This window comes from Mesorhizobium sp. M0077 (assembly GCF_040322955.1).
Classification (GTDB): domain Bacteria; phylum Pseudomonadota; class Alphaproteobacteria; order Rhizobiales; family Rhizobiaceae; genus Mesorhizobium.
The window spans coordinates 567112-593177 of record NZ_JAMYUL010000001.1; the positions used below are offsets into that span (position 1 = coordinate 567112).

The following is a 26066-nucleotide window of genomic DNA, read 5'->3' on the forward strand; positions in this document are numbered from 1 at the left end:
CATTCAAGCCTGAGAGGAAAACACCATGTCCGCCAACACCCCGCGCCGCGCGCTCATCGTCATCGATGTCCAGAACGACTATGACGGCGGCAACCTCGCCATCCAGTATCCGCCGTTCCGCGACAGCGTCGTCAATGTCGCGCGCGCCATGGATGCCGCCGCTGTGGCCGGCGTGAAGGTGGTGGTCGTCAAGCAGATGGCGCCCGAGACCTCGCCAGTCTTCGCCAAGGGCAGCCATGGCGGCGACCTGCATCCCGAGATCGCCCGGCGAAGCCGCGACCACTATGTCGAGAAGTCACTGCCTAGCGCCTTTGCCGGCACCGACCTCGAGGCGTGGCTGCGCGCCAATACCATCGATACGATAACGGTGATCGGCTACATGACGCATAATTGCGACCTGTCGACCATCATCCACGCCGCGCATGTCGGCTTTGCGGTCGAGTTCCTGTCCGACGCCACCGGTTCGCTGCCTTACGCCAACGGCGCCGGCTACGCCTCGGCCGAGGAGATCCACCGCGTGGTGTCCATCATCCTGCAGTCGCGCTTTGCGGCCGTGCTCAAGACCGCCGAATGGATCGATTGCCTGAAGACCGGTGCTTTGCCCGAACGCGACACGCCCTATGCGTCCAACCAGCGCGCGCTGGCGCGCAACGCTGCATAGGCAAATCTGTCCCCGAAAAGCAAAAGGACGGCCAGTGGCCGCCCTTCTTGGATCTCGCAACGATCTCGAAATTTTCAAAACAGGCCTTCGATCTGGCCGATCTCGTTGAGGAAGATTTTTTCCGAGGACGGCGCCTTGGGCAGGCCGGGCATGGTCATGACCTCACCGCAGATGACGACGACGAAGCCGGCGCCCGCCGAAAGCCTGACCTCTCGCACCGGCACGGTGTGGCCGGTCGGCGCGCCACGCAGGTTCGGGTCGGTCGAGAAGGAATATTGGGTCTTGGCCATGCAGACCGGCAGGTGCCCGTAGCCGGCCTGCTCCCAGGCATGCAGCTGGTCGCGCACCGACTTGTCGGCGATCGCCTCGTCGCCGCGATAGATGCGCTGGACGATGGTGTTGATCTTCTCGAACAGCGGCATTGCGTCGGGATAGAGCGGCGCGAACTGCGAGGCGCCGGATTCGGCGATCTCGACGACCTTGCGCGCCAACTCCTCGATGCCGGCAGAGCCATTGGCCCAATGCTTGCACAGGATCGCCTCGGCGCCGAGCGAGGCGACGAAATCCTTCATCGCCTGGATTTCCACCTCGGTATCGGTGGTGAAATGATTGATCGCCACGATCGCAGGCACGCCGAACTGTTTCACATTCTCGATGTGGCGGCCCAGATTGAGGCAGCCCTTCTTGACTGCCTCGATGTTTTCCTTGCCGAGGTCTTCCTTCTTGACGCCGCCATTCATCTTCATGGCGCGCACGGTGGCGACGATGACGGCAGCCGCCGGCTTCAAACCCGCCTTGCGGCACTTGATGTCGAAGAATTTTTCGGCTCCGAGGTCGGCGCCGAAGCCGGCTTCGGTGACGACGTAGTCGGCGAGCTTCAGCGCCGTGGTGGTGGCGACCACCGAGTTGCAGCCATGCGCGATGTTGGCGAACGGGCCGCCATGCACGAAGGCAGGGTTGTTCTCCAGCGTCTGCACCAGGTTTGGCTGCATGGCGTCCTTCAGCAGCACCGCCATGGCGCCGTCGGCCTTGAGGTCGCGGGCATAGACCGGGCTCTTGTCGCGGCGGTAGGCGACGATGATGTCGCCGAGGCGCTTTTCCAGATCCTTGAGGTCGGTGGAAAGGCACAGGATCGCCATCACTTCAGAGGCGACGGTGATGTCGAAGCCTGCCTCGCGCGGATAACCGTTGGCGACGCCGCCGAGCGAGCAGATGATTTCGCGCAGCGCCCGGTCGTTCATGTCCATGACGCGGCGCCAGGCGACGCGGCGGGTGTCGATGCCGAGCTCATTGCCCCAGTAGATGTGGTTGTCGATCAGCGCCGACAGAAGATTGTGCGCCGTGGTGATGGCGTGGAAGTCGCCGGTGAAGTGGAGGTTCATGTCCTCCATCGGCACGACCTGCGCGTAGCCGCCGCCGGCGGCACCGCCCTTGACGCCGAAATTCGGGCCGAGCGAAGCCTCGCGGATGCAGACGATCGCCTTCTTGCCGATGCGGTTCAGACCGTCACCAAGGCCGACGGTGGTGGTCGTCTTGCCTTCGCCGGCCGGCGTCGGGTTGATGGCGGTGACGAGGATCAGCTTGCCGTCCTTGTTGCCCTTCACCGATTTGATGAATTCGGCCGAAATCTTCGCCTTGTCGTGGCCGTAGGGCAAAAGGTGCTCGGTCGGGATGCCGATCTTGGCGCCGATCTCCTGGATCTGCTTTTTCTTGGCGCCGCGCGCGATCTCGATGTCGGACTTCACTTCGGCCATGACGGCTTTCCTTCGGATTGGACGGTGGAGGGGACGGGTTTGATCTCACTCGCAGGCATGTTGAACCCGGGCGCGGGCATGTTCTAACCCTGTCGCTCCCGCGGCGTCAACTTGCATGCAACTATGTTTCCTATGAAGAAAGTGTCTCCGCGGCCGGGCCGACCTGCCGCCGGTTCTTCCTGGCTCCGTTGCCGCGCCGTATAGAAGCCAGAGGAAGCGACGTTCCGCCGTCTCAAAACAGCCGCGCAATGCACGGAATGCGACAGGCTACGCCGCACGCCGTTGGCGTGCTAGTGTGTTTATAAGGGTCTATTTAGAGGGGAGGGCGTCGTGTATTTTAGGACAATTCTCACTGTTGTTGCGGCTGTCTTGGTTTACCTTCTCGTCGTGCCCGATGTCTCGCTAGCGGCGACTGAGAAGAAAAAATTGGAACGCAACCAAGCTTATTCAGAAAATATCGCAATCATTTTCCTGCCGGGTATCTTCGGATCAAAACTGACCTGCACCGCAGCCGGAGAATATAAAGATACGGTGATCTGGGGTGACGGTCACTATGGCGGAGACGGCCTGTCTATTGAAGACTGCCCCACTGCAAAGCCGGAACTTCTCGAGCGTGCCGAAATCAATGATATGAGCGGAGTCTGGAAAAGGCTTTTCGGACGGGTCGCTGGCAGCATCTCGGATCTCAATGTGTATTCCGATTTCAAAGAAAATCTCAGCTTTTCAACTGACGCAGCAGTTCTCTCTTTTCCTTACGATTGGCGCCTCTCGAATGCATCTAGCGCGAATGATTTCGATAACTTTATTTGCGGCGAATTTTCCAAGAAGAAATATAGCAAATACATTTTTATTGCCCATAGCATGGGCGGCATAGTTCTAGATACCTGGATAAAAACATCGTTTTCGAAGAACAAGTTATGCAATGATGGCAGCAAAATGCCAATCGATGCCAATCAGGTCAGCTATTTTATCTTCGGTGGCACACCGTTCCTGGGTGCGCCAGAGGTTGTTACCTCCATGTTCTCTGGCGACAATAGCATGACCAGAGACCGGTATTTTCGCATGCTGTTCGGCGACGCTCTGATAGAGGATGCTATTACATTCGACAGTGTTTATGAGTTGATACCGTTCACCAATATTATGAAATCGGACTGCAAGGCGTACCAGACGGACAAAATCATAGAGAAGGTCAGTGTCACCGGTGATCGATCGATCATGAATTTGAGTTTGGTGAACACTTGGAAAGAGATGGCTATCCCGCGCCGATTTCCGGAGAAATTGAAAGCAACCGAGTATGAATACATTGCAAAAAAAATAGAATCTGCTTCTAGCGTCGTTTGCGGTCGCCTCTCAGAAGATGTCGGTGAGGCCATCCGGGCTAAGTATCGCTATGTCGTTGGAAAGCTTCGCAAAGACAACGCATTCGAGAACACCACGGCAGTTTCCGGGTCGGCCACTCTGAATCAATCAAAAGTCGAGTTTGAAACGACCCTTGGCCAGGGTGACGGCACAGTCCCGGAATGGTCAGCGATGAATGGTATCGGTACATCGGAGATGAACCAACCCTCGGAAAAAACGCACGATCATATCTATGACGATATCTCAATTATGAGTTACTTACAGAATTCGGTGTCTTCTGCTGCAAACGTTCTTGGTTTGATCCATGAGATTGGTAGTACTCAAATGGATAAAGTAAAATTTGATAAATACCTAGATAAATCATCAAAGTACGCGGCATTTATCGACAACGACAGCTATGATGAATTGGCAAAGTCACTATCCGCTGCTGCTCAGCGTTCCGGTATCGATGCGACCGATATCTATCGTTACTCGCGTGCGAATTCTTTGTCTGATGCACAACGCGCGCTTGGCTTCTCTGTTGCGGCATATTCGGTAGGGCTCAATGACAAGTCGAAGGCTTTTTCCTGGATCAACAGTGCAGAACTGAACTTCAAGATGAACAATCCAGGTCGTTCATGGTTTCTGTCACAGAAGGGTCTTTCCGACCCGGCATCCCAGACGCTCACTGATGACCAACTGCAAGCTCGGCTCAATTCCATCTTAGGAAAATCGCGTCTTTATCTGGGAGACTACGGCGGATTTGACGATCTTGATAACGCTGCCAACGCCGGCTGGGCGAAGGCTGGCGAGCACAGGGCGGCGATCGCCAAACGCGTGGGTGTCGATCTATACCTCGACGCAGGGAGCATGCGGACTATGGCTCCGCGTACGTAGCTGATCTACTGAGTCAGGACGTTGCTGATCTCGACCATGTTGGAGCGCACGCGAAGCACGTAGAAACCCATCGTCGTCAGGTGCGTCGGCATGATCCAGCCATCCTCACGGCCATTGGCGATGATGAAGGGCTGGATGCGCAGCGCCGAGACGAATTGCGCATCCATTGTGTCCCACAGATTGCCGAGATGCTTTTCCTTGATGACGTCCTCGAAGTCGGCCTGGGCGCCCTTCATCAGGCCGTAATAGGCATAGAGCTGGCCATAGGCGAACCAGAAGCGGTCATCGGCGCGGAAGTCGAACCAGCCATTGTTATGGTTTTCGGCGCGCTCCTTGAGGATCGCCGAGGTCGAACCAATGTCGGAGGAGATGCGGTCGATATACTGCTTCAGATTGTCGGCGCGGGCATCGAACGTCGCCTGGCAGCTGCCGAGGCGGGCGTTGAAGGAGCGCAGCTTGGTGACGGCATCGCGATAATAGCTCGGCGTCGGCGTCTTGGGGCCGAACGGGTTGAGGCCGAAATACCAGGTCTCCTCGTCGAACTGCAGATTGCCGCGCGCATCCTGCAGGTCGCCGTCGATCTGCGATGTGGTGCGAACACGGCCGAGATTGTCGGCAAGCTCGGTGGCGGTGCGCCGCACCGCCTGGTTGATGCCGCGCTGGAACGAGGCCTTGTTGTCCATGAACGGCGTGTTGTCCCAGTCGATGCCGAACAGGCCGAGTTTGTAGAGGATCATCGACGAGATCCAGGCATTCTGGTTGACGTTGAAGTCCGTCAGGTCGGCCGCCACCTGGGCGATGCCCGAATTGCCGCAGGTCTTGGCGGTGTCGGTGCCGGCGCCGGCGGCGACCTGTTCGCCGGCGGAAATGTTGCGGTTCTCGAAGGTGTATTTGTCGACGTAGTTGGGATCGAACTTGTTCCACCACTGGGTGGCGTAGAAGAAATTGGCGTAGAGGCCGATCAACACCAGAAGCGCGAGGCCGACCACAGCCTTCAGGATCCAGCCGCGCTGCGTATACCAGCGCCCAGCCCAGAGGAACGGCCACAGGATCGCGCCGATGACGAGGCCGATGCCGCGGCCTATCCATTGGAAGATGCGGGTGAAGAAATTCACGATCGGATCAAGCATGGCTCTCGTTCACCCCTCAGTCAGTCAGGCCGTAAAGGCGCGTGCGAAACGCCACTTTGTCTTTCAAATATGTGGTTTTCAGAACGTCCACAACATGCGACCGCCAGGCGTCGCTGTAGCCGTCATAGTCCTTGTAGAAGCCCGGCTTGTTGAAGACGTAACGCGAGACAAAGTCCTGCGGCACGAAATCCGAGATCAGCTGGTTGGTCAGCCAGGCGTCGGGATGGTCGGGCTTGCCACGCACGACCAGGAAGCGCTGTTGCGGAAACACATCCTCGATCTTGAGATGGCCGAGCTGGGCGATCTCACGCTTGGCGGCGTTGAGAAAGGGGAAATTGCCGTCCTTGGTGATCAGATCGGCATGGCCATGGATCCAGGTCTGCAGCCAGACCTTGTCGACCTCGGTCAAATTGCGGTTCGGCTCTGTGTCGCGGATGAGAGAGCGCACCACCATCTCGGCGCGATGCTCGAGATAGCCCGAGCTTTCGACCCATGACGCGCGGGGCAGTTCGATGCGGCCGGTGCTGGCCAGGAACTTGAACACCTTGTCGGCATCGTTGATCGAGAGATAGCTGACCTGCCAGGGCCGCGAACGGCGAAAGCCGGGGGCGGCCGGGTCGCCGATGACGGTAGTCATATCAGGATCGACGAAGACGTAGACGCCGCCGAAATGGCTGGTCCAGTAGGCGTTGTGGCGGAAGATCACCTGGTCGGGCACCAGCGCATTCTCACGGATATCGCCGCAGACCTTCGCCAGCTCCACCATACGGCTCAGCATGGTGTTGTCGCGCCAGGCATCGGGCTCCTGCTTCAGCCGGTCGACCAGCTTGCCGAGTTCGGCGGCCTTGCCCAGCACGTCCTCGGCCGAAAGCACCCTGAACTCGACCTGGCTGATCGACAGCAGATCCTCGATGTCGTTGACCAGGGGAACGGAATCCTCGATCTCGCCGTAGATGACATCCTTGATGGTCAGCGCATCGATGGCGCGCTGGTTCTTGGACATGAACTCGAACATCAGCTGCGAGGTGTTGGAAAAGGCGGTGTGCACCACCGGCAGATCGATCTGCGACGGCGTCAGGATGATGAAGCGGCGGTTGACCTCATTGGGGTCGAGATAATCGTAATCGCCGCATTCCTCGGCCACTTCGGGCGAGAAGCCGGTGCGGTCGATCTGGAAGCTCTTCAGCTTGGTGGGCTTGAGGCCGAAGGCAACAAGCGCCTTGTTGTAGCGCTGGATGAGGTGCGACTCGTCGACGGTGAGCAAGCGACCGTAGATCAGCTCATTGTCGCGGAGAAGGTCGGGCTTTTTGGCGTGGCTCATGCAGAACGTTCCGAGTGGCGTTGCCTGTTGTGGCGAAGCGCCAACGCTGACGCCTCCCTCTCCCCGTTCTTCAGGGGGAGAGGGTAAGGGTGAGGGGCAGCGCTAGCATTCAAGGACATGTCTCCCCATGGCCTTTGGCGTCAATAAATCGAAGATCATTGGTCCGGATGTGCCGATCGAGGCGCTGTTCGATAGCTGCCAGTATGGTCGTAGCGATCTCTGGTCCACGCATGCGCCGCCCCTCACCCTTACCCTCTCCCCGTGAAGGACGGGGAGAGGGGGGCGTCAGCGTTAGCGCCAAGCCTTTCAGCACCCGCGGGCAGCGAAGGAAGCTCACGCATTCCAGAGCCCCTTCTTCTTCATCTCCTCCATCTCGCGCCCCGCCCGTTCGCGCAGGCGTGCGTCGCGCAGCAGCTTCTCCACCGCGGCGTCGTCGGATTTGTCGGAATAGCGGAACTCTGAGTCGGCGTAGCGGTTGATCTCCTGCATGACCATGTCCATCGAGAACGGCCCCCGCAGTTCCTCGATCATGGCTTTCTTTTCGTCGTAGCCCTTGTGCATGAAGGCTTCCGGCTTCTCGAACCAGTCGTCGGGCAGCTCGATGTCCATGGCGCGCATCTTGATGGCGTCGGTGACGTTCTTGATGGCTCGGCCGGTGAAGCGCGGCTCGGCATCCTTGATCAGGTGCAGATAAGTGCCGATGTCGGCCATCGATTTCGGCGCGCCATTCTCCTTCATGTAGCGCTCATAGACCTTCATCAGCCCGTCTTCCTGAGGATTCTCGTGCTCCTCATAGGCTTCGGTCACCGCGCGCTGGATCTCCTGCGCGGCGTAGAGCTTGTGGTCGCCGAGTGGGATCTTGTGGTTCTTGCCGGCAAGCAGGACGAAGATGTCGATATAGTCGTCGCGGCTCTGTGGGCCGTCGACCAGCCAGCGGGCCCCGGCGCGCTGGCGCAGCGCATCGTCGACATTTTCGGGATAGTTGGAAAACATGCCGAACGAGCAATTGCCGCGCACCACCGTGCCGGCGCCGGCAAAGGCGTCCATCAAGACGCCGGTGATTTCCTGTTGGCCGGCCGAGGCGCGGTCGTCGGAGCGGCGGGCCGCCACCTGGTCGATGTCGTCGACGGTGCCGAAACCGATGACGCGTGGGTTCAAGACATTGTTGATGAACTGGCGGCAATTCTGGCCAGATTTGCCCTGGTAGGACGAGATCTGGTCGACGCCGAAATTCTCATAGGCGAAGGGATAGCCGGCAACCTGACAATAATTGTTGACGAGGCCGGCGATCATCTGGATCAGCGTCGTCTTGCCGGTGCCCGGCGCGCCGTCGCCGATGAAGGTGAAGAGGAAGCCCCCGAGTTCGACGAACGGGTTCAACTCGCGCTCGAAATCGTAGGCCATCAGCATCTTGGCGAGCTTGACCGACTGGTATTTGGCAATGTGGTTGCCGACGACCTCTTCCGGCTTCTTGAAGGTCATCACCAGCGGCTTGGAGCGCTTGCCGGGCGCGACGTCGAAGCCGTCGAGGGTGAAATCGTCGGCGTCGATGCGGATATGGGCGTTCTCGAACGGGCCGATGCCGTCGAAGCGGCCTTTACGGGCCAAGAGCCCGTCAATGGCAACACGGGCGAAAGCACGCGCCCGGGTCGTCAGGTCGCCATCGTCCTTGGAGCCTGCAATCGCCTTGTCCAACCCGGCGACGATCGACTTCACCGCGTCCTGCGGCGTGTCGAACAGGAAGTCGGGTTCGGGGATATCGTTGGGCGCCTCGCCATCGCTGTCGATCAGCTGGAACAGATAGGAGGCAAGGCTGAAGGCCGAAACGTAAGCAGAGGCTGACAGAAGCTTCTTGAAGGTCGCGGCTTCATCGCCTTCGAGCGGTGCGCGGGTGTTCTTGGCCTGGAGGCTTTCGAGGTCGGAGCCCTCGGCGAAGACGTCGGAGATGGCGAGCGCAATCGCCAGGCCGCGGCGGGCGCGGAACAACAGCGTGTGCTGCGGGATGCTCATCAGCTGGTCGTCGGGATGGATTGCGGCGACGGTCTTGACCAGCTCGACCTCGCGTGTGCGCCGCACCGAGCCGACCGAGACGGTGGAGACGAAGCGGCGGTTGGTGCCGGCCAGCGCTGTGCCGGATTCGCGCGAGGGGTCTTCCAATACGACGACGCGGGTGATGAAGCTTTGCGCGGTTGCGCGGTGCTTTTCGATAGCCGCTTCCGGGATGGTGGTCAGGCCCGTGTCCATGGTCAGCTCCTCATAGGAATACTTTTGCTGGCCGACGAATCGCGCGCCTGGCGAGCGGCGTCGAGATACATATCCAACGTCTGGTCCAGCCTGTCGAAAAGCAACTTGTCAAAGGCGGCATGGCCGCCGCCGCGTTGATCGATCTCAAGGGCGGCAATGTAGGCCGGACGATCCTCGGGACGAATCGCTACCGGCGGATAGCCGGCCCGCGCCAGAATGAGGTTCATCAACAGACGTGCCGTACGACCATTCCCGTCGTTGAAAGGATGAATGCCGACGAACCGTCTATGCGCTTCGAAGGCGGTCTTCGGCGTGTTGCGTGCCACGCCCAGCCAATGGGAAAAAGCTTCCATGAGGGCCGGGACTTCCGTCGGCGTCGGAAAATTGTGAACACCGGCATCGGTATTCACATAGCGGGCGGTATCGGCATAGCTGCCTGCAATCTCGGGCCTGGAATTCGCGACAACCAGGTGGTGGAGGTTACGGATATCGGCCTCGATTATCGGCATGTCGCGTTGCGAGGCGATTTCCAGCACCCAATTCAGTGCTCGCGCATGATCGACTGCCTCCAGATGGTCCTTAAGGGGCTTGCCGCTGATTGTGATGCCCTTCTCGAGCACCAGGGCTGTTTCGCCGGCAGTCAGCGTGTTGCCTTCGATCGCATTGGACGTGTAGGTGATGTCGATGCGCTGGCTGTGCTCCAGACCTTCCAGCGCGCCGGCCCGGACAGTCTTCCTCAGAGCATCAAGCTGTTTCTTCTTTGCGAAGACCGCTGGCATCATCGGCCACGCCTCGGCTCAGCTTGGCGATTGGCGTCACAAGCGAGACTCTTACACATCTGAAATCACCTGCCCATTTGACAGGATGTGAACCTTGTAGCCGGAAAAGATCTTTTGAGCTTCGCCGGCGGCGTAGAGTGCTTGATAGGCTTCGTGCGGGATCAGGGCGTGGTTCTCGTAGCTCGACACACCCTGGCGCGCGGCTTCGAGATCGTCGGTGTTGATAAAGAATTCCTGCGTGGTCTTCTCGCTCGAAAACAGGCCCTTGCGGCCGGGTTTCTCGCCCTTGGAGTAGACCTCCTGGATGGTCCAGGTGAGCAGCCAGGCATTTTCCGGTTTGCGCACCTTGGCCAGCACCTCGGTCACGGTCGAATTGTTGTCCGTAATGCCTGCGGAATAAAAGGGGCCGAGCACGACGCGGCGCAGCTGCTTAGGGTGCAGCGGCTCGAAATCCTTGTCGAGATTGACCGCAATCGTTGCGGGCGAAAGCGTGTAGGCGGAATTCTTCTCGGTGAAATCGTCGAAGCGATGGGCGAGTTCGGGGTTGAGCAGGCCGTCCACCGGCAGCGGGATGTCGACCCGTTCATTGAGCTTGCCGCTGCTGTCAACGAGCTGCCGGATCATGCTTTCGGAGGAATCCTCCACCGTCACCATGTAGACCAGCGGCAGGTTGGCGCTGCCGTCGAAGCTCGCCCAGTGCACGAGGTAATAGGGGCGCCCGGTCTTTGGATTGACCGAGACCTTGGCCGTCTGCGCCAGCGAGAACGGGCCAAAAGTCTGTTCGCTCTTGACGTCCTCGAGATAGAGCCGCTCGGCCATCGACTTCTGCAGCGCTTCGGGGAATTCCTTGTGGCGCAGGATGAAGTCGGCCATTTCCTCGCGCAATTCGCCGGCCAGCGGAATGTTGGCCAGCCGCGCCTCGGCCTGGCGGCGGTCGTTTTCCAGTTCGAGCAGGTTCTGGAAGACGGGATAGCCGCTGTCGGCGCGCGAAATGCGGAACGTGTCCATGAAGCCGAGCCGGTTGCGCCAGCAGGAAAACGATTTGTCCAGCCGGGCAATGTATTCGGCGACAATCTTGGCGACGATGCCGTGCCGGTAAAGCGGCGAGCGGTCGTCGCGCATGAACACTTCGAGGCCGCTGAGTGCCGCCGTGATGGCGGAAAAATAGCGCGCCGCCGCTTCGTTTTCGGGAGTCATGCCGGTGTGCCCGCGTGCAGCCGCTCCTTACGACTGCACGTAGTTGGCCGAATTGTGCTTCTTCATCACGTCGTCGAAACGGCGGGCGAAGGCGTCGTCGGCGAGCTTCTTGCGGCGCTGGATGTCGGAGCTGGCGACCATGTTCTTCTCGTGCATTTCGAGGAGATCGCCGATGTGCTTTTGCGAGGCGGCGCCAATGCCGGCCATGGTCTCTTCGGCGGTGTTGTCAACCTGGCTGCCCAGCGTGTTGATCTTGTGGGCGACATCCTGCTGGGCGGCGGTCTTCAAGGAATCTTCCAGTGCCTTGTAGAGCACGATGCGCTGCTCGGTATCGATGGTCAGCTTGTTGATCAGCGTCGACTGCGCTGCGATCTGATTGTTGAGCGAATCGACGAAGGTCTGGAACATCGAGGTGTAGCGTTCCAGCGTCTGGCTTTCGGCCAGAAGCTCCTGCTCCTTGGCCTGCTTTTCATTGTATTCGGTCGCCAGTTTCGAGCGCTCGCCCTCAAGCTGCGTGCGCTCCTTCTGACTGGTAGAAGCGGCGATCTTGTTTTCGATGTCGAGCAGCAGCGGATTGACCTCCTCGATGCGCTTCTGCACCGCCTCGAGGTTGGTCATGGTGACCTTGCGGCGCTCGATCACCTGCGACAGGCTGTTTTCCGAGGTCTTGTAGCGCTGGTCGAGGACCTCTTTCTGCGCTTTCAGGATGCCGACGATGGTGTCGGACTTGACCAGAAGCTCCTGCAGATTGCCGGCCAGCGACATGTTGCGGACGCGGTCGGTGCGCATGCGCTGCTTGCGTTGCGCCGAGAAGACGCCGACGAAGCTTTCCCAGCCGGTGTAGTTCTTCATGCTCTCGAATTCGGTGCCGAAGACGTTGGTGGCGTCTTCCAGCCCGATGATCAGGTCGGCAATGTTGCCTTCCATCACCTTCTGCTGCTTCAGCACGTCCTCGATGCGGGCATTCTCGATGTCGAAATTGGCGTCGCCGATCTTCTTGTCGGCGGTGGCCAGCGTATCAAGCACCGTGCCCGACTGCTCGATCTTGGAGCGCATGTCCTGCACGACCTGCCTGGTCTTGGCAATTTCGGCATCGAAATTCTGCAATGTCGCCATAGGGGCCTCCCGCTTCGGCTTCCGGTCGCTGGCTGCGAACAGCGGCGAATATATGTGGGGTATCAGGGGATTGAAAGACGCAAGACAAGACCCGCCCCGAAAACAAAAAAATGCCTGGTCGTCTTGAAAGGCAATGAAGGCGGGGTCATGGCGTGATTAACCAGCCGGCCAAGTATTGTTCAATTGTCATTGAACTTTGACGGCTGCGAAGAAGTCGATCTCGGACAGTGTGGGTGTGCTGAATTCGACAGAGGGCTCAATGAGTTGCAAGCGCGAGACAGCTGGCGGAAGCCGTCGCCATCACGCTACGCATCGCGCCGTTCAAGGCTTCGGATCGGCCTTCAGATAGGCGATGACGTTGGCGATGTCCTCGTCGCTGCTCAGGCCGGAGAAGCCCATCCTGTTGCCGGGTACTTTCAGCTTGGGAGCGCCGAGATAGGCTTTGAGGTTGGCTTCGTCCCAGACCAGGCCGGCCGCGCCGGCGTCCTTCATGGCCTGCGAATAGTTGAAATTCTGGGCGGTGCCGGCGGTGCGGCCGACGATACCGAGGAGATGCGGGCCGACCTTGTCGCGGTCGCTTGCCGCCTCGTGACAGGCCATGCAGCGGTAGAATACTTTCTTGCCAAGTGCTGCATCGCCGTCGGCCTGCGCGGCGAGGATACCGGCCAAGTAAATGACAAGGGCTGATGAAATGGCTCGAAGCATGGCGGTTCCCGGCTGGCTCTTGCTGAGGGCAAAATAGGCAGCAGGCCTTAACAAACGCCGTATGCCGGTGGATAGCAGCCGGGCTCAGTCCGTGCGCGGGATCGCCGCGACCGCCTGCTTGACCTGCTTTTCAATCGCCGCCGACGAATGATTGTCGCGCACGAAAGCGCGGCCGATCTCCGCCATCTCGGCGGCCGCTTGCGGGCGTGTCGCGAGATCGATGATTTTCAATGCCAACTTGCCGGCATCGTCGCTGGACAGGAAATGCCTGCCCGCCTGCAGGCCAAGCCCTTCGACGGCCTTTTCGGTGGCGGCGACGACAAGGCCCGCCGCCATCGCCTCCAGCACCTTGATGCGGGTTCCGCCGCCGAAGCGCAGCGGGATCGGCGCATAGCCGGCACGCCCAAGCAATTCCGGCAGATGCGGTGGGTTCTCGATCAACCGCAGACCATGCCTGGTGCATAGACCGCGCACGACATCGCGCGGGTTTCTGCCGGCGACGGTGATCGACCAGGGCCGGCCGGAGGCGGCGAGGCACGGCGCCATCGCGCGGCCGATCTGCTTGACGGCGTCGATGTTGGGGAAATAGCCGAGATGCCCGATGAAGCACAGGCTGAGCTCACTGAAGCGCTCGGCAGCAATCGGCAGGGAAAGCACGCTCTCGTCTGGAATGGGGTTGGCGACGAACCTGACGTCGTTGACGGGGCCGAGAGCGGACAGAAGCGCTTCGTCGGCCCGCGAACAAACCCAGACCTGGTCGGCCAGGGCAGCCGCACACCTGTCGGCTTCGCGCGCCTCTGCCTTCCTTCGCCTGTTTTGGCGCCAGTCTCGAATTTGCTGCCACAGCGTCAGGCCGGCGATCCGGTCGGACACCGTCCGGGAATCAATGTTGTGCTGGTCAAGGACGGTGCGCGCGCGATGCTTCGGCGCCAGCGTCAGCAGCTGCGAAAGCACGATCTCCTCGATCACCACGAGATCGGGCGCGAACTCCCTCCAGATGGCGTCGGCTTCGGCCAGCTCGTCGTCCGGCATCATATGCACGGTCGGGTGCGGGCTGCGCCTGCCCCAGGGCGCCCTGCCGCGCGCTGCCTCGATGATCCGGTGACGGATGTTCGGCGGTGTGGAGGGTGCCGGGGCGCCAGTCAGGCTTACCGTCAGGACCTCGCCCATCGATGCCAGGGCGCGTGCATTGGCGGCGTTCCGGATCTCTCCGCCGGAGACCGGCGGAAACGGGCAATCAACTGTGAACTGCAGAATTTTCATGTTGTCCCGGCCGTTCAGCTTCTGGTGAAGCCAATGAAATCGTCGGGCGCGGCGCGGCCCATTTCCTCTTCCCAGTGGCGGCGGCAGAGCGAGATATAGACGTCCTTGCCGATCGCCACCTGTTCGCCTTGTCTGGCCACCTTGCCGTCAGCGCCGAGACGCACGACCATCGTCGCCTTGCGGCCGCAGCGGCAGATGGTGCGCACTTCGCGCAGATCGTCTGCGATGGCCAGAAGCGCTCGCGAACCGGAAAACAGATTGCCCTGGAAATCGGTGCGCAGGCCGTAGCACATCACAGGGATGTTCAGCCGGTCGGCGATACGGGCGAGCTGCCAGACCTGCTCTTCCTCGAGAAATTGCGCCTCGTCGACAAAGATGCAATGCACCGTCGTATGTTCGTGATGCTCGGCGACGCGAGCGTAGAGATCGTCGCCGTCGCGGAACATCTCGGCCTCCGTCTCCAGGCCGATGCGCGACGAGATCAGCCCGGTGTCGCCCTTTCTGTAGTGGCCGGCGACGAACAGCATCGTCGTCATACCGCGTTCGCGATAATTGTAGGACGCCTGCAGCAGCATTGTCGTTTTGCCGGCATTCATCGTCGCATAGTGGAAGTAGAGCTTGGCCATGCCGTCCTTTTAAGCCGAGTTGGCGCGGCGCGGGGAGAGGGCACCGCTGCATTTCATGGGAAAAGCCGTCTGCAATCCAAAAAGCGGCGGGCGTGTCGCTGTTTGGCCAGTCCGCGCCGTTGATCGTGATTGTCTTAGCGCTTGAAACCACACCAGAATGGTGTTTGGCTGACGAAACAAGGCGGGCAGAGAAACCGTAACTACGCTTCGCCAAAGAATCACAATGGGAGACTGCCAATGTCGCGTATGAACACCTTCGTCGCCGGCCTCGGCCTGGCGACTTTTCTGTCCACGAGCGCTGCACTTGCCGGCGATCCGGAGAGCTGCAAGGCGGTGCGCCTTTCCGATGTCGGCTGGACCGACATCCAGGCAACCACCGGCGTCGCTTCGGTGCTGCTCACCGCGCTCGGCTACGAGCCGCAGACGATCCAGCTATCGGTACCGGTGACCATGGCGTCGCTGAAAAACAAGGATCTCGACGTCTTCCTCGGCAACTGGATGCCCTCGATGACCAACGACATCAAGGACTACACCGCCGATGGTTCGGTCGAGACGATCGGCACCAACCTGACCGGCGCCGGCTACGGCATCGTCGTACCGACCTATGTCGCGGAGGCCGGCGTCAAGTCGCTGACCGACATCGGCAAGTTCAAGGACGAGTTCAACGGCAAGATTTACGGCATCGAGGCGGGCAATGACGGCAACCGCATCATCCTCGACATGATCAAGAACCCGAAGGACAATCTCGAAGGCTTCGAGCTGGTCGAGTCCTCGGAAGCCGGCATGCTGACGCAGGCCGAGCAGTCGATCAAGAACAATGAGTGGATCGCGTTCCTCGGCTGGACGCCGCATCCGGTGATGGGCGCCATGAAGCTCACCTATCTCGACGGCATGGGCGACAGCGGCTTCGGCGCCGCCACCGTCTACACCAATGTGCGCAAGGGCTACACCACCGAATGCCCGAATGCCGGCAAGTTCATCGCCAACCTGAAGTTCAACCTGGACATGGAAGGCGAGATGATGGACGCGATCCTGAAGGGCGGCGACGCCAACACGGTCGCAGCCGACTGGCTGAAGAAGCACCCTGACGCGGTTGCGCCGTGGATTGCCGGCGTCACCACCTTCGATGGCGGCGATGCGGCAGCGGCGGTCAAGACCGCGCTCGGAAGCTGAGCCGACTGAATTCGGCAAAGCCGAACCAGGAAGGGCAGCCAATCTAGAAAGGGCTGCCCTTTTTCATATCCTGTGAGAAGATGACCTAACGACAGCGGAGGCCGGAAGCAGGCGGTCTCTCGCATGAGAGGGGCGATATGGATCCGATTTCGAAATTCATGGTCGATCACAAGATACCGATCGGCGCCTGGGGAAAGGCGTTCTTCGGTTTCCTCACCGACAATTTCGACACTGTGTTCAGGGCCTTCTCGAATGGCCTCAATTTCCTGCTCGACGGGCTGGTTGGCATCCTGTTGGTGGTGCCGCCGGTGCTGCTGGCGCTGATCATCGCCATCGTCGCCTGGCTGCTGCAGCGCTCGCGCCCGCTGGCCATAGGCGTCTTTCTCGGCCTGATCTTCATCATCAACCAGAACCTCTGGAAGCAGACGGTGCAGACGCTGGTGCTGGTCGTGGCCGCCGCCGCCATGGCGATGGCCATCGGCGTGCCGCTCGGCATCTGGGCCGCGCACAAGCCGAAGGTCTACCGCATCATGCTGCCGGTGCTCGATCTGATGCAGACGCTGCCGACCTTCGTCTACCTGATCCCGGTCCTGACCCTGTTCGGTCTCGGCAACGCGCCCGGCCTCATCGTCACCATCATCTTCGTCATCCCGACCGCGGTCCGGCTCACCCATCTCGGCGTCGTCTCGGTGCCGAAGTCGATCATCGAGGCCGGCGAGGCGTTTGGCGCCACCAAGCAGCAGCTGCTGTGGAAGGTCGAATTGCCCTCAGCGCTGCCGACCATCATGGCCGGGCTGACGCAATCGATCATGCTGTCGCTGTCGATGGTGGTGTTTGCAGCACTGATCGGCGCCGGCGGCCTCGGCACTGAAATCAACCGCGCGCTCGGCTCGCGCCGCATCGATCTCGGGCTCGAGGCGGGCCTGGCGATTGTCGTACTCGCCATCGTGCTCGACCGGATGACGCGTATCGGCGTTGGAGGCAAGAAATGACCGTCGCCGTTGACTTCAAGAATGTCGATATCGTCTTCGGGTCCGACCAGGCCGGTTCGCTGGCGCTGATCGACGGCGGCGCCACGCGCGCCGAAATCCTCGAAAAGACCGGCAATGTGCTGGGTTGCGCCGGCGCCAGCCTGACCGTCCATGAGGGCGAAATCTCGGTGCTGATGGGCCTGTCCGGCTCGGGCAAGTCGACGCTGCTGCGGGCGGTCAACCGGCTCAACGTGGTGTCGCGCGGCCAGGTGCTGGTCAAGGACGGCGACAATATCGTCGATGTCGTGACCTGCGATCAGGCGACGCTGCGGCGGCTGCGCCAGCAGCAGGTGGCGATGGTGTTCCAGCAGTTCGGCCTGCTGCCTTGGCGTACGGTGGAGGAGAATGTCGGCCTCGGCCTCGAACTCGCCGGCGTGCCGGAGCAAGAGCGCAAGGAGCGCGTGCAACGCCAGCTGAAACTGGTCAATCTCGACCAGTGGTCGAAGAAATACGCGCATGAACTGTCCGGCGGCATGCAGCAGCGCGTCGGCCTGGCCCGTGCCTTCGCCACCGAGGCGCCGATCCTGCTGATGGACGAGCCGTTCTCGGCGCTCGATCCGCTGATCCGCACCAAGCTGCAGGACGAATTGCTGCAGCTGCAGGCGGAGCTGAAGAAGACCATCATCTTCGTCAGCCATGATCTGGAAGAGGCGCTGAAGATCGGCACCCATATCACCATCATGGAAGGCGGGCGCATCGTGCAGACCGGGGCGCCGGAAGACATCGTGCTCAAGCCCGCCAATGACTATGTCCGCGACTTCATCGCCAATGTGAATCCGTTGTCGGTGCTGACCGCCTGGAACGTCATGCGCGACAGCCGCGACCTCGAGCACGGCGATAATGGCTGGGTGTGGCTCGACCGGCGCAAGACGACGCGCTTTAAGATCGACGAGCACGGGCTGGTGGCGGCGGCGGAACGCGACGGCAAACCGGCGGTATGGGTTTCATGCGCCGATGTCGAGGCGCAGCCGGAGGAGACGGCGCAAGTGTTCTGGGCCAATCCCGGGACCTCGCTGAAGACGGTGATGCTGGCCATGCACCGCTCGCAGACGGCACCCGTGGCGCTGTTCGACGACCAGTCGCGCTTTGTCGGGGCGATCGGCATACGCGACGTGCTGAGCGCGGTGTTGCGGCGCTAGATCATGATGAGATTTGGTTGAAATCTCATCATGATCTAACCCTTTGTTGGAGCATGATCTTTTCCAAAAACCGGTACCCACTTTTTGGGATCATGCTCTAAGCCAGACCGATGCGCGTGGCGCCGAGCTTGAACAGGGCTGTGGCATCCCGGTCGAAGCGGAAGGTGTGGATGAAGTCGTCCGCACGGTAGTCCGGAAGCGTCTTGCGGATGGCGGCGGCGAAGTTTTTCGCCTCGTCCAGCCGCCCAGCCAACGCCAGGCAGTGAGCGGCGATCGACAGGATGATGACATGGGCGTTGGGGCGGGCAGCCGCTTTCAGCGCCCATTCGGCTGCCTCGTCGAACTGGCCGAGGCGGACATGCGCCATGGCGCGTGCGCCCAGCATGCCGAACAGCATCGGGTCGAACGGCGACAGATGGCGCGAATGATCCGACGACCCGATCGCCGCTTGCGGGTCGCCCGACTGCGAATGCACGAAGGACAGCGCATAGTGGCCAAGCGCGAAGTTCGGGCTGAGGTCGACGGCTTTTTGCAGTTCGAGCACGGACGCGTCACCCTCGCCGCGTAGCCACAGCGCCCGGCCCATCGCCCAGTGCGCGGCGGGATTATGATCGTCGACCAAAAGGCTCTGGCCGGCCGCCTCAAAGGCAAGCACGCTGTCCTGGTCGCGGTCGCCCCAGCGCTGGAAGGCGCTCTGCCAGTGGGTGAAGGAGAGGCCGGCATAGGCGCGGGTGAAGGTCGGATCCTGCCTGACAGCAATGTCGAAGAAATGCCGTGCGAGGTCGTTCTCGCTGCGGGTGAAGCGATACATGTGCCAGAGGCCGCGATGGTAGGCCTCCCAGGCGTTAAGTGAATTGGGCGCTTTCAGCATGGCGCGGTTGCGCTCGACGGTCTCGATCTCGGATGAGACCGAGGCCACGATGCTGTTGCCGATATCGTCAAGCACGGCGAAAAGATCGTCGGGCTTGCGCTCGAAGGTCTCGGCCCAGACGATCCTGGCTGTGCGGACCTCGACGAGCTCGACGGTGACGATCAGGCGGCCGGTCAAGCTGCGCACCGTGCCGGTGGCGACATAGTCGACATTCAGCCTTCGGCCGGCATCTTCCGGCGCGATGTTCCTTTCTGCCAGCGCAAAGACCGAGCCCCGGGCGATGACAAAGAAGTCCCTGAGCTTGGCGAGGCGGGTGATGATGTCGTGGGTCAAGCCATCGGCCAGCCCGCCACGAACGCCGCTGCCGGCGTCTTCGGCAAATGGCATCACGGCCAGCGCAGCCTTGTGCGGCGTCGCGGCTTCGGTGGCGGCAAGCGCGATCGGACTGTGGCCCGCCACCGGCGCAACCGCAGGCTGTGCCGGCAAAGTGGCGCAGTGACGTTCCGCGCGAATGGCAAGCCACGCCTGGCGCACGGGGCCGAAATCCAGCTCTTCCGATTGGAAGAGCGATGCTGCTGCGGCAAGATGGTCCTCGCAGGCACGGAACTGGCCGCGCCGCGCCAGCCTCACCAGGAGTGCGACATGGGCGCTGCTGTCGAACGGGGTCAATTCCAGCCATTTTTCGAGATGGGCGGAGACGTCTTCGGAATCGGCCGGCAGCGTCTTGACCAGATGTTCCAGTGTAGCCGCGTGGCAGGAGCCGAAACGGCGGCGCTGCGCGGTCAGCCAGCTGTTGAAGAGAGGGCTGCGGTCGATCTCCAGCCCTTCGAGGAAGTCGCCGACGAACAGGTCGGAGAGCAACTGCAGTCGCGTCGGCTCGAGCGTTTCGATGCCTGCGGCAGCCGCCGCCGCGACATCCAGAACGTCGACTGAGATGCCGTCGAGGTCGAGCGCGATCGTATCGCCCGATGTTTCGATCCTGCGGCGGCCCGGTTCGTCGAGCGCGGCCCGCAGCTTGCTCAGGCACCAGCGAAGCTCACCCCTGGGATCATTTGGAACATCCCACAGCAACTCGCAGAGCTTGCCACGTCCGACCGGATGGGGCGCCAGCGCCAGATAGGCCAGCAGCGCGCGCAGCTTGCGCGATGCCGGCAAGACCACCGGGACGCCGTCGCGCGCAATCGTCGGCGGCCCAAACAGGCGCACGACAACACCTTGATGGCTGCTCGCCAGGCTCGATTCCACGCCAGATACCACGCCTGCTCCCACGCTGACCTGCCGGCCCCTGCTTTACCACCGAGCACGACAAAGTGCACCCGGCTCGCAAAATTTGTGCGCCGAATGTGGTGTTTACCACACTGCCGCACGTCAAGGACGTAGTGCGGCAAGGTGTCGAAACCTCGTCGCCCAAACCGCCGGTGTGTAACCGGCCCGTGACCAAAACCAGGAGTTTACCCATGTTGCATCAGCAGAAAATCAGAACCACGGCCGGCCGCGGCCGCCTGTTCGACAGCATTCTCGACACCATCGGCGACACGCCGGTCATCCGCGTCAATAATCTCGGACCGGCGCACGCCACCATCTACGTCAAGGCCGAGTTCTTCAATCCGGCTGCGTCGGTGAAGGACCGGCTGGCGCTCAACATCATCGAGGAAGGTGAACGCACCGGCGCGCTCAAGCCTGGACAGACCATTGTCGAGGCGACCAGCGGCAACACCGGCATCGGTCTTGCCATGGTCTGTGCGCAGAAGGGCTACAAGCTGGTGGTGACGATGGCCGACAGTTTCTCGGTCGAGCGCCGCAAGCTGATGCGGATGCTGGGCGCCAAGGTGGTGCTGACGCCGCGCGCCGAGAAAGGCTTCGGCATGTACAAGAAGGCGGTGGAACTGGCCGAAGCGAATGGCTGGTTCCTGGCCCGCCAGTTCGAGACCAAGGCCAACGCCGACATTCATGAAGCTACCACGGCACGCGAGATCGTCAACGATTTCGCCGGCTCGCGGCTCGACTATTTCGTCACCGGCTACGGCACCGGCGGCACCGTCGCCGGCGTGGCGCGGGTGCTGCGCCGCGAGCGGCCTGAGACTCGGATCGTGCTCACCGAACCGGTTAATGCGCAGCTTGTCGGCAGCGGCAAGCCGCAGATGCGTGGCGCCGGCGGAGCGCCGGCCGCCAGCCATCCGGCTTTCGAACCGCACCCGATCCAGGGTTGGACGCCGGATTTCATTCCCAGCGTCCTGCAGGAGGCCATCGATGGCAACTTCTATGACGAGGTGATGCCGATCGCCGGGCCGGAGGGCATGAAATGGGCCAAGGCGCTGGCGCAGCAGGAAGGCATCTTCACCGGCATCTCCGGCGGTTCGGCCTTTGCCGTTGCACGCCAGATCGCCGGCACGGCGCCGGCCGGATCGGTGGTCCTGTGCATGCTTCCCGATACCGGTGAACGCTACATGACCACGCCTTTGTTCGACGGCATCGAGGCCGAGATGAATGCGGAAGAGCTCGCTCTGTCGCGCTCCACGCCCGGCTGCCAGTTCCCGGCATAATGACGCGGGAGCAATCTGCATGGACGCGATGCCTGGACACTCGGCTACCAGTACCGAGGAAACGCTTGACCCCTCGGACTGGGCCGATGTGCAAAGCCTGTCGCATCGGATCGTTGACGATGCCGTCGCTTACCTGCGCGATGTCAGGCAACGGCCGGTGTGGCAGGAGATGCCTGGAGATGTGAGGCATTTCTTCACCGCCTCGCTGCCGCAATCGCCGACCCCGCTTGCCGACATCTATGGCGATGTCGTGGACAAGGTGATGCTCTATCCGATGGGCAACATCCATCCGCGCTTCTGGTCCTGGTATATGGGGTCGAGCAACTTCACCGGCGCGCTCGGCGATTTCCTGGCGGCAATCCAGGGCTCCAATCTCGGCGGCGGCAATCATGCCGCCGCCCTGATGGATGGCCAGGTGGTTGACTGGTGCAAGCAGATGACCGGCATGCCGGCTTCGGCCAGCGGCACGCTGGTTAGCGGGGGTTCGATGGCCAACATCATCGGGCTGACCGTGGCGCGCAACACCAAGGCCGGCATCGACGTGCGCGAGCACGGCGTTGGAGCAATCGAAAAGCCCTTGCGTTTCTATGGCTCGGACCAGGTCCATTCCTGTCACCGCAAGGGGATGGAAGCGCTCGGCCTCGGCAACAAGGCGCTGCGCCGCATTGCCAGCGACGCCGGACTTCGCATCGACATTGAAGGTTTGAGGACTGCGATATCGGAAGATCGCGCGGCCGGGTTCAAGCCGGCCTGCATCATCGGCAACGCCGGCACTGTCAACACCGGCGCCATCGACGATCTGCAGGCGCTGGCCAAGCTGGCGCATGAGGAGGACCTCTGGTTCCATGTCGACGGCTGCATCGGCGCGCTGATCGCGATCGCGCCTGAGAATGCCCATCGCGTCGCCGGCATCGAATGGGCCGATTCCGTCGCGCTCGATCCGCACAAATGGCTGCATGCGCCTTTCGAGGCAGGCTGCGCGCTGGTGCGGGATGCCTCGGCGCATCGCAAGACCTTCGCGGTGACGCCGGAATATCTGGAATCGACACCGCGCGGGTTGGCCTCCGGCCAATGGCTGCACGACTATGGCCTGCAGACGACACGTGGCTTCAAGGCACTCAAAGTGTGGATGGCGTTGCGAGAACACGGCGTCGAAAAATTCGGCCGCCTGATCGACCAGAACATTGCGCAGGGGCAGTATCTCTCAGGACTGATCGCGGCCGAACCAGCGCTCGAACTGACGGCGCCGACCAGCATCAACATCGTCTGCTTCCGCTATCGCGCGGAAGGGCTCGATGGCGAGCGCTCGAAGGCGCTCAACACCGAGATCATGCTGAGGCTGCAGGAAGAAGGCATCGCCGCCATTTCCGATACCACGGTGCAAGGCCAGCATTGCCTGAGGGTGGCGATCAACAACCACCGGACCCGGCGCGAGGATCTCGACCTTCTCGTCGCCGAAACGGTCCGCCTGGGCAACGAGATCGCTTCTGCCTGACCGGCCATGGGGTAGGGCAAGCGGCTCTCAGCCGCTGGCGGCCTCCTGGAAATCGCCCTTCGTCACGGGGAACGCCAGGCCGGGAAGGTAAAATGTGATCGGCCGGATCTCGTACACCGCCGAGGGGTTCACGCGGCGCAAGTCGCGCGCAGCCGCAATCGCCGCCTCCTGCGTGGCGCAGTCGAGGACATAAAGACCCAGCAATTGTTCCTTGGTCTCGGCAAACGGCCCGTCGATGACGATGCCGTCTCCCGGACCGCGCAGCGTGACGGCCTCGGCGGTCGCGCCCAGTCTTGCCGCCGGCCCAAGCTTGCCTTCGCGGGTCAGCCTGGCGTTGACTTCGAGCAGGTCGTGCATCAGCGCCGCATCCTGCTGCGGCGTCAGGGACTGGATGGTCTGTTCGACGTGATAGGCCAGGATGGCGTAAAACATGCGGCGATCTCCTCCTGCTCGAGCGGCTGCACTATTGCAAGGTTGGGTTGGCTGATCCACCCCCGGTGCCCATCGAGACGCTAGTCTGCTGCCTCATGCCGCCAGCGGCAGGCTGAGCTCCGTCAGCAGGCCGCCGCGGGGATGGTTGGACAGGTTGACATCGCCGCCGGCGGCACGCGCAATGTTGCGGGCAATGGTCAGGCCGAGGCCGAGACCGCCGGTCTGGCGGTTGCGCGATTGCTCCAGCCGCACGAAGGAACCGAACACCTGGTCGAGCTGCGCCTGCGGTATGCCCGGCCCCTCGTCGCGGATGACCAGCGTCACCGTGCCGTCCGACTGCCGCAGGCTGACATGGGCTTTCTTGCCGTAGGTCACGGCATTCTGGACCAGATTGTTGACGCAGCGCTTCAGCGCCACCGGTCGCGCGATGCAGATCATGCCACGCGGCCTGGCGCCGTCATGGTCGAACGTGACGTCCTCGAAACTGTCGGCGATCGATTCCACCAGCGACCAGAAATCGATCCGCTCGCTCTTCTCCTCGGTGACTTCGAAGGTGGCGAAGTCGATGACGGAGCTGGCGATGCTCTCGATGTCGGCGAGGTCGTGGGCCAGCGCCTCGCGCGCGGTCGATCTGCGCAACAGTTCGAGGCGCAGCCGCATGCGGGTCAGCGGCGTGCGCAGATCGTGGGCGAGCGCGGCGGCCAGATGTTCGCGGTCCTCGACATAGTCGCGCAGCCGGACCTGCATGGCGTTGACGGCTTTGGCCGCGGCGCGGATTTCGCGGCTGCCGGTCTCGGCGATCGGCGGGCTCTTCAGATCCGTGCCGATCCGGTTGACCGCCGTCTCCATCATCCGATAGGGCGCCGTCAGCCGGCGCAGCGACCAGATCGACATGATCACCACCAGGGCCGCGATCAGCGAATAGAGCGGCAGGCTGTCGAAGCTCAATATCGGTCCGACCGGCGTGTTGGGCTCGGTGAAATTCAGCCATTGGCCGTCGGCGAAGCGGACAGATGCCGTCAGCTTGTCGCTCTGGGCGAAGCTGGCCGCCAGCGATAACAGGTCGCGCTCCACCGCGCCGACATCCTTGGTCACGGCCACACCGCCAGGCGCGTTGGCTGCCTGGGTTGCCGGATCGCGCCGGACGCGGGCGTCGGTGATGCCGAATTTCGACAGCCGCCCGACCAGGATGTCCTCGAGTTCGGCCAGTTCGTCGTCGCCGGCGATCGACGAGGTGACCGCGGGCGTGTCCGAAACAGTGAGCGCATAGGTGGCGTTGAACAGACCGGAGGCCGTCAGCTTGCGCTGCTCCGGCGTGTCGTCATGCATCAGCTGCACCAGCGAATAGGCGCGGTCGTTAAGCCGGTAGAGATCGACCTCGTCATTGGCGACGGCACGATCGCGCGAGACGATGTAGAGCGTGGCGACCTGGCTGATCAGCAGGCCGGCAATGACGATGAGCAAAACCCAGACCGGCAGGGTTTGCGGCAGGAAACGTCTCATTCGGAGGTGGTCTCGGGCAGGAACTGGTAGCCGCCGCTGCGCACAGTCAGGATCAGTTTCGGCGTCTTGGGGTCGTCTTCCATCTTGCGCCTGAGACGGCTGACCAGGATGTCGATGCTGCGGTCGAAGGAATAGTCGCTGTCACCGCCGGAAAGCTCGATGAGCTGGTCACGGGTGAGGACGCGCTGCGCGCTTTTGACGAAGGTCTGCAACAGGTTGAACTCCGCCATCGTCAGTTCGACCCTGACGTCGCCCGGCGCCATCAGCCGGCGGCGCGAGCAGTCCATCGTCCAGCCGGCAAAATGATAGATCTGCTTGGTGGTGGCCCGCTTCGGCTCGGCAGCACCATTGCGCCTCAAAACGGCGCGGATACGGGCCAGCAGCTCGCGCGGATCGAAGGGTTTGGGCACATAGTCGTCGGCGCCCATTTCCAGGCCGACGACGCGGTCGGTGGTCTCGGTCACCGCCGTCAGCATGATGATCGGCGTCGAGTAGCTGGCGCGCAGGTCGCGGCAGAGCTCCAGCCCGCTCTTTCCTGGCAGCATCACATCAAGCACGATCAGGTCTACCTGCGTGCGGCGCAGTATGTCTTCCATCTCGACGCCGTCGGCGGCAACCGTGGTGCGCAGGCCGCGCTTCTGGAAGAATTCCTGAAGCAGGTCGCGAATGCCCTTGTCGTCGTCGACGATCAGTATGTGCGCATCGGATTTCACGGCGATCCTGTCATTGCTGGCGGCCCGTCGGCGGCTGCCTTCTGAGTCTGCTTCTGTGGCGTCACCCACACGATAGAATTCTGGCCACATGTTGGCGAGCGGCGATGATCGCCCGCAAAGCCGATTTGCCAGAAA

Annotated in this window: 22 protein-coding genes; 8 read left to right on the forward strand and 14 right to left on the reverse strand. The window is 61.7% G+C overall.

The features are described 5' to 3' along the window. The first annotated feature begins 25 nt into the window (after nucleotides 1-25). On the forward strand, nucleotides 26-661 hold the full coding sequence (locus NKJ57_RS02720; RefSeq protein ID WP_023728277.1) for an isochorismatase family protein: 636 nt from the start codon (nucleotides 26-28) through the stop codon (nucleotides 659-661). 74 nt (nucleotides 662-735) lie between these two features. Here NKJ57_RS02720 and NKJ57_RS02725 read toward each other — a convergent pair whose 3' ends face one another. Then, nucleotides 736-2415 carry a formate--tetrahydrofolate ligase gene (locus NKJ57_RS02725; protein ID WP_023669985.1) on the reverse strand — a complete coding sequence of 560 codons (1680 nt, stop codon included), beginning with the start codon at nucleotides 2413-2415 and terminating at the stop codon, nucleotides 736-738. Between the two features lie 330 nt (nucleotides 2416-2745). On the opposite strand from NKJ57_RS02725, the gene NKJ57_RS02730 reads away from it, so the two are divergent. Beyond that, nucleotides 2746-4650 carry a lipase/acyltransferase domain-containing protein gene (locus tag NKJ57_RS02730; RefSeq protein WP_156937173.1) on the forward strand — a complete coding sequence of 635 codons (1905 nt, stop codon included), beginning with the start codon at nucleotides 2746-2748 and terminating at the stop codon, nucleotides 4648-4650. 5 nt (nucleotides 4651-4655) lie between these two features. Here NKJ57_RS02730 and NKJ57_RS02735 read toward each other — a convergent pair whose 3' ends face one another. Then, nucleotides 4656-5780, reverse strand: coding sequence for a DUF2333 family protein (locus tag NKJ57_RS02735; protein ID WP_023686165.1), 1125 nt, complete (start codon nucleotides 5778-5780; stop codon nucleotides 4656-4658). A 16-nt stretch (nucleotides 5781-5796) separates the two neighbouring features. After that, nucleotides 5797-7101, reverse strand: coding sequence for a DUF6638 family protein (locus NKJ57_RS02740; protein ID WP_023683664.1), 1305 nt, complete (start codon nucleotides 7099-7101; stop codon nucleotides 5797-5799). Nucleotides 7102-7228: 127 nt separating this feature from the next. Here NKJ57_RS02740 and NKJ57_RS02745 point away from each other — a divergent pair, with 127 nt between their 5' ends. Beyond that, complete coding sequence (locus tag NKJ57_RS02745) at nucleotides 7229-7366, forward strand: hypothetical protein (RefSeq protein ID WP_023749803.1); 138 nt, start codon at nucleotides 7229-7231, stop codon at nucleotides 7364-7366. A gap of 68 nt (nucleotides 7367-7434) precedes the next feature. Here NKJ57_RS02745 and NKJ57_RS02750 read toward each other — a convergent pair whose 3' ends face one another. From NKJ57_RS02750 to NKJ57_RS02780, 7 genes are all read right to left on the reverse strand, one after another. Next, nucleotides 7435-9345 carry an ATP-binding protein gene (locus NKJ57_RS02750; RefSeq protein ID WP_352510460.1) on the reverse strand — a complete coding sequence of 637 codons (1911 nt, stop codon included), beginning with the start codon at nucleotides 9343-9345 and terminating at the stop codon, nucleotides 7435-7437. 2 nt (nucleotides 9346-9347) lie between these two features. Continuing rightward, nucleotides 9348-10127: a Fic family protein gene (locus tag NKJ57_RS02755; protein ID WP_352459836.1), complete on the reverse strand. Its 780-nt coding sequence runs from the start codon at nucleotides 10125-10127 to the stop codon at nucleotides 9348-9350. Between the two features lie 48 nt (nucleotides 10128-10175). After that, nucleotides 10176-11321 (reverse strand): hypothetical protein, encoded by a 1146-nt coding sequence (locus NKJ57_RS02760; protein WP_023669989.1) that lies wholly within the window; start codon nucleotides 11319-11321, stop codon nucleotides 10176-10178. Between the two features lie 27 nt (nucleotides 11322-11348). Beyond that, complete coding sequence (locus NKJ57_RS02765; protein WP_023669990.1) at nucleotides 11349-12437, reverse strand: hypothetical protein; 1089 nt, start codon at nucleotides 12435-12437, stop codon at nucleotides 11349-11351. A gap of 321 nt (nucleotides 12438-12758) precedes the next feature. Further along, nucleotides 12759-13142 carry a c-type cytochrome gene (locus NKJ57_RS02770; protein WP_023737794.1) on the reverse strand — a complete coding sequence of 128 codons (384 nt, stop codon included), beginning with the start codon at nucleotides 13140-13142 and terminating at the stop codon, nucleotides 12759-12761. An 84-nt stretch (nucleotides 13143-13226) separates the two neighbouring features. Beyond that, on the reverse strand, nucleotides 13227-14405 hold the full coding sequence (locus NKJ57_RS02775) for a glycosyltransferase (RefSeq protein WP_352510461.1): 1179 nt from the start codon (nucleotides 14403-14405) through the stop codon (nucleotides 13227-13229). 14 nt (nucleotides 14406-14419) lie between these two features. Further along, nucleotides 14420-15031, reverse strand: a complete 612-nt coding sequence (locus NKJ57_RS02780; protein WP_352510462.1) for a thymidine kinase — start codon at nucleotides 15029-15031, stop codon at nucleotides 14420-14422. Nucleotides 15032-15268: 237 nt separating this feature from the next. Here NKJ57_RS02780 and NKJ57_RS02785 point away from each other — a divergent pair, with 237 nt between their 5' ends. From NKJ57_RS02785 to choV, 3 genes are all read left to right on the forward strand, one after another. Continuing rightward, nucleotides 15269-16204 carry a choline ABC transporter substrate-binding protein gene (locus tag NKJ57_RS02785; RefSeq protein WP_352510464.1) on the forward strand — a complete coding sequence of 312 codons (936 nt, stop codon included), beginning with the start codon at nucleotides 15269-15271 and terminating at the stop codon, nucleotides 16202-16204. A 137-nt stretch (nucleotides 16205-16341) separates the two neighbouring features. Continuing rightward, nucleotides 16342-17196: a choline ABC transporter permease subunit gene (gene choW, locus NKJ57_RS02790; RefSeq protein ID WP_352510465.1), complete on the forward strand. Its 855-nt coding sequence runs from the start codon at nucleotides 16342-16344 to the stop codon at nucleotides 17194-17196. After that, complete coding sequence (gene choV, locus NKJ57_RS02795) at nucleotides 17193-18374, forward strand: choline ABC transporter ATP-binding protein (RefSeq protein WP_352510467.1); 1182 nt, start codon at nucleotides 17193-17195, stop codon at nucleotides 18372-18374. Before choW ends, choV begins: the two co-directional genes overlap by 4 nt. A gap of 97 nt (nucleotides 18375-18471) precedes the next feature. Here the strand turns inward: choV and NKJ57_RS02800 are convergent, their stop codons facing one another. After that, nucleotides 18472-20502: a transcriptional regulator gene (locus tag NKJ57_RS02800; protein WP_352510468.1), complete on the reverse strand. Its 2031-nt coding sequence runs from the start codon at nucleotides 20500-20502 to the stop codon at nucleotides 18472-18474. A gap of 200 nt (nucleotides 20503-20702) precedes the next feature. Here NKJ57_RS02800 and NKJ57_RS02805 point away from each other — a divergent pair, with 200 nt between their 5' ends. Together NKJ57_RS02805 and NKJ57_RS02810 are read left to right on the forward strand one after the other, a co-directional pair. Next, nucleotides 20703-21788 (forward strand): PLP-dependent cysteine synthase family protein, encoded by a 1086-nt coding sequence (locus NKJ57_RS02805; protein WP_352510469.1) that lies wholly within the window; start codon nucleotides 20703-20705, stop codon nucleotides 21786-21788. A 19-nt stretch (nucleotides 21789-21807) separates the two neighbouring features. After that, nucleotides 21808-23283, forward strand: a complete 1476-nt coding sequence (locus tag NKJ57_RS02810) for a pyridoxal phosphate-dependent decarboxylase family protein (RefSeq protein ID WP_352510470.1) — start codon at nucleotides 21808-21810, stop codon at nucleotides 23281-23283. Nucleotides 23284-23310: 27 nt separating this feature from the next. On the opposite strand, the gene NKJ57_RS02815 is transcribed toward NKJ57_RS02810, so the two are convergent. The 3 genes from NKJ57_RS02815 to NKJ57_RS02825 form a co-directional block, all read right to left on the reverse strand. Then, the gene (locus NKJ57_RS02815; RefSeq protein WP_352510471.1) at nucleotides 23311-23715 is read right to left on the reverse strand and encodes a YciI family protein; all 405 of its coding nucleotides are present in this window, start codon (nucleotides 23713-23715) and stop codon (nucleotides 23311-23313) included. 93 nt (nucleotides 23716-23808) lie between these two features. Beyond that, complete coding sequence (locus tag NKJ57_RS02820; RefSeq protein ID WP_352510472.1) at nucleotides 23809-25218, reverse strand: ATP-binding protein; 1410 nt, start codon at nucleotides 25216-25218, stop codon at nucleotides 23809-23811. Then, nucleotides 25215-25931 carry a response regulator gene (locus NKJ57_RS02825; protein ID WP_023670002.1) on the reverse strand — a complete coding sequence of 239 codons (717 nt, stop codon included), beginning with the start codon at nucleotides 25929-25931 and terminating at the stop codon, nucleotides 25215-25217. The genes NKJ57_RS02820 and NKJ57_RS02825 overlap by 4 nt, the downstream gene beginning before the upstream one ends. Nucleotides 25932-26066: the final 135 nt, after the last annotated feature.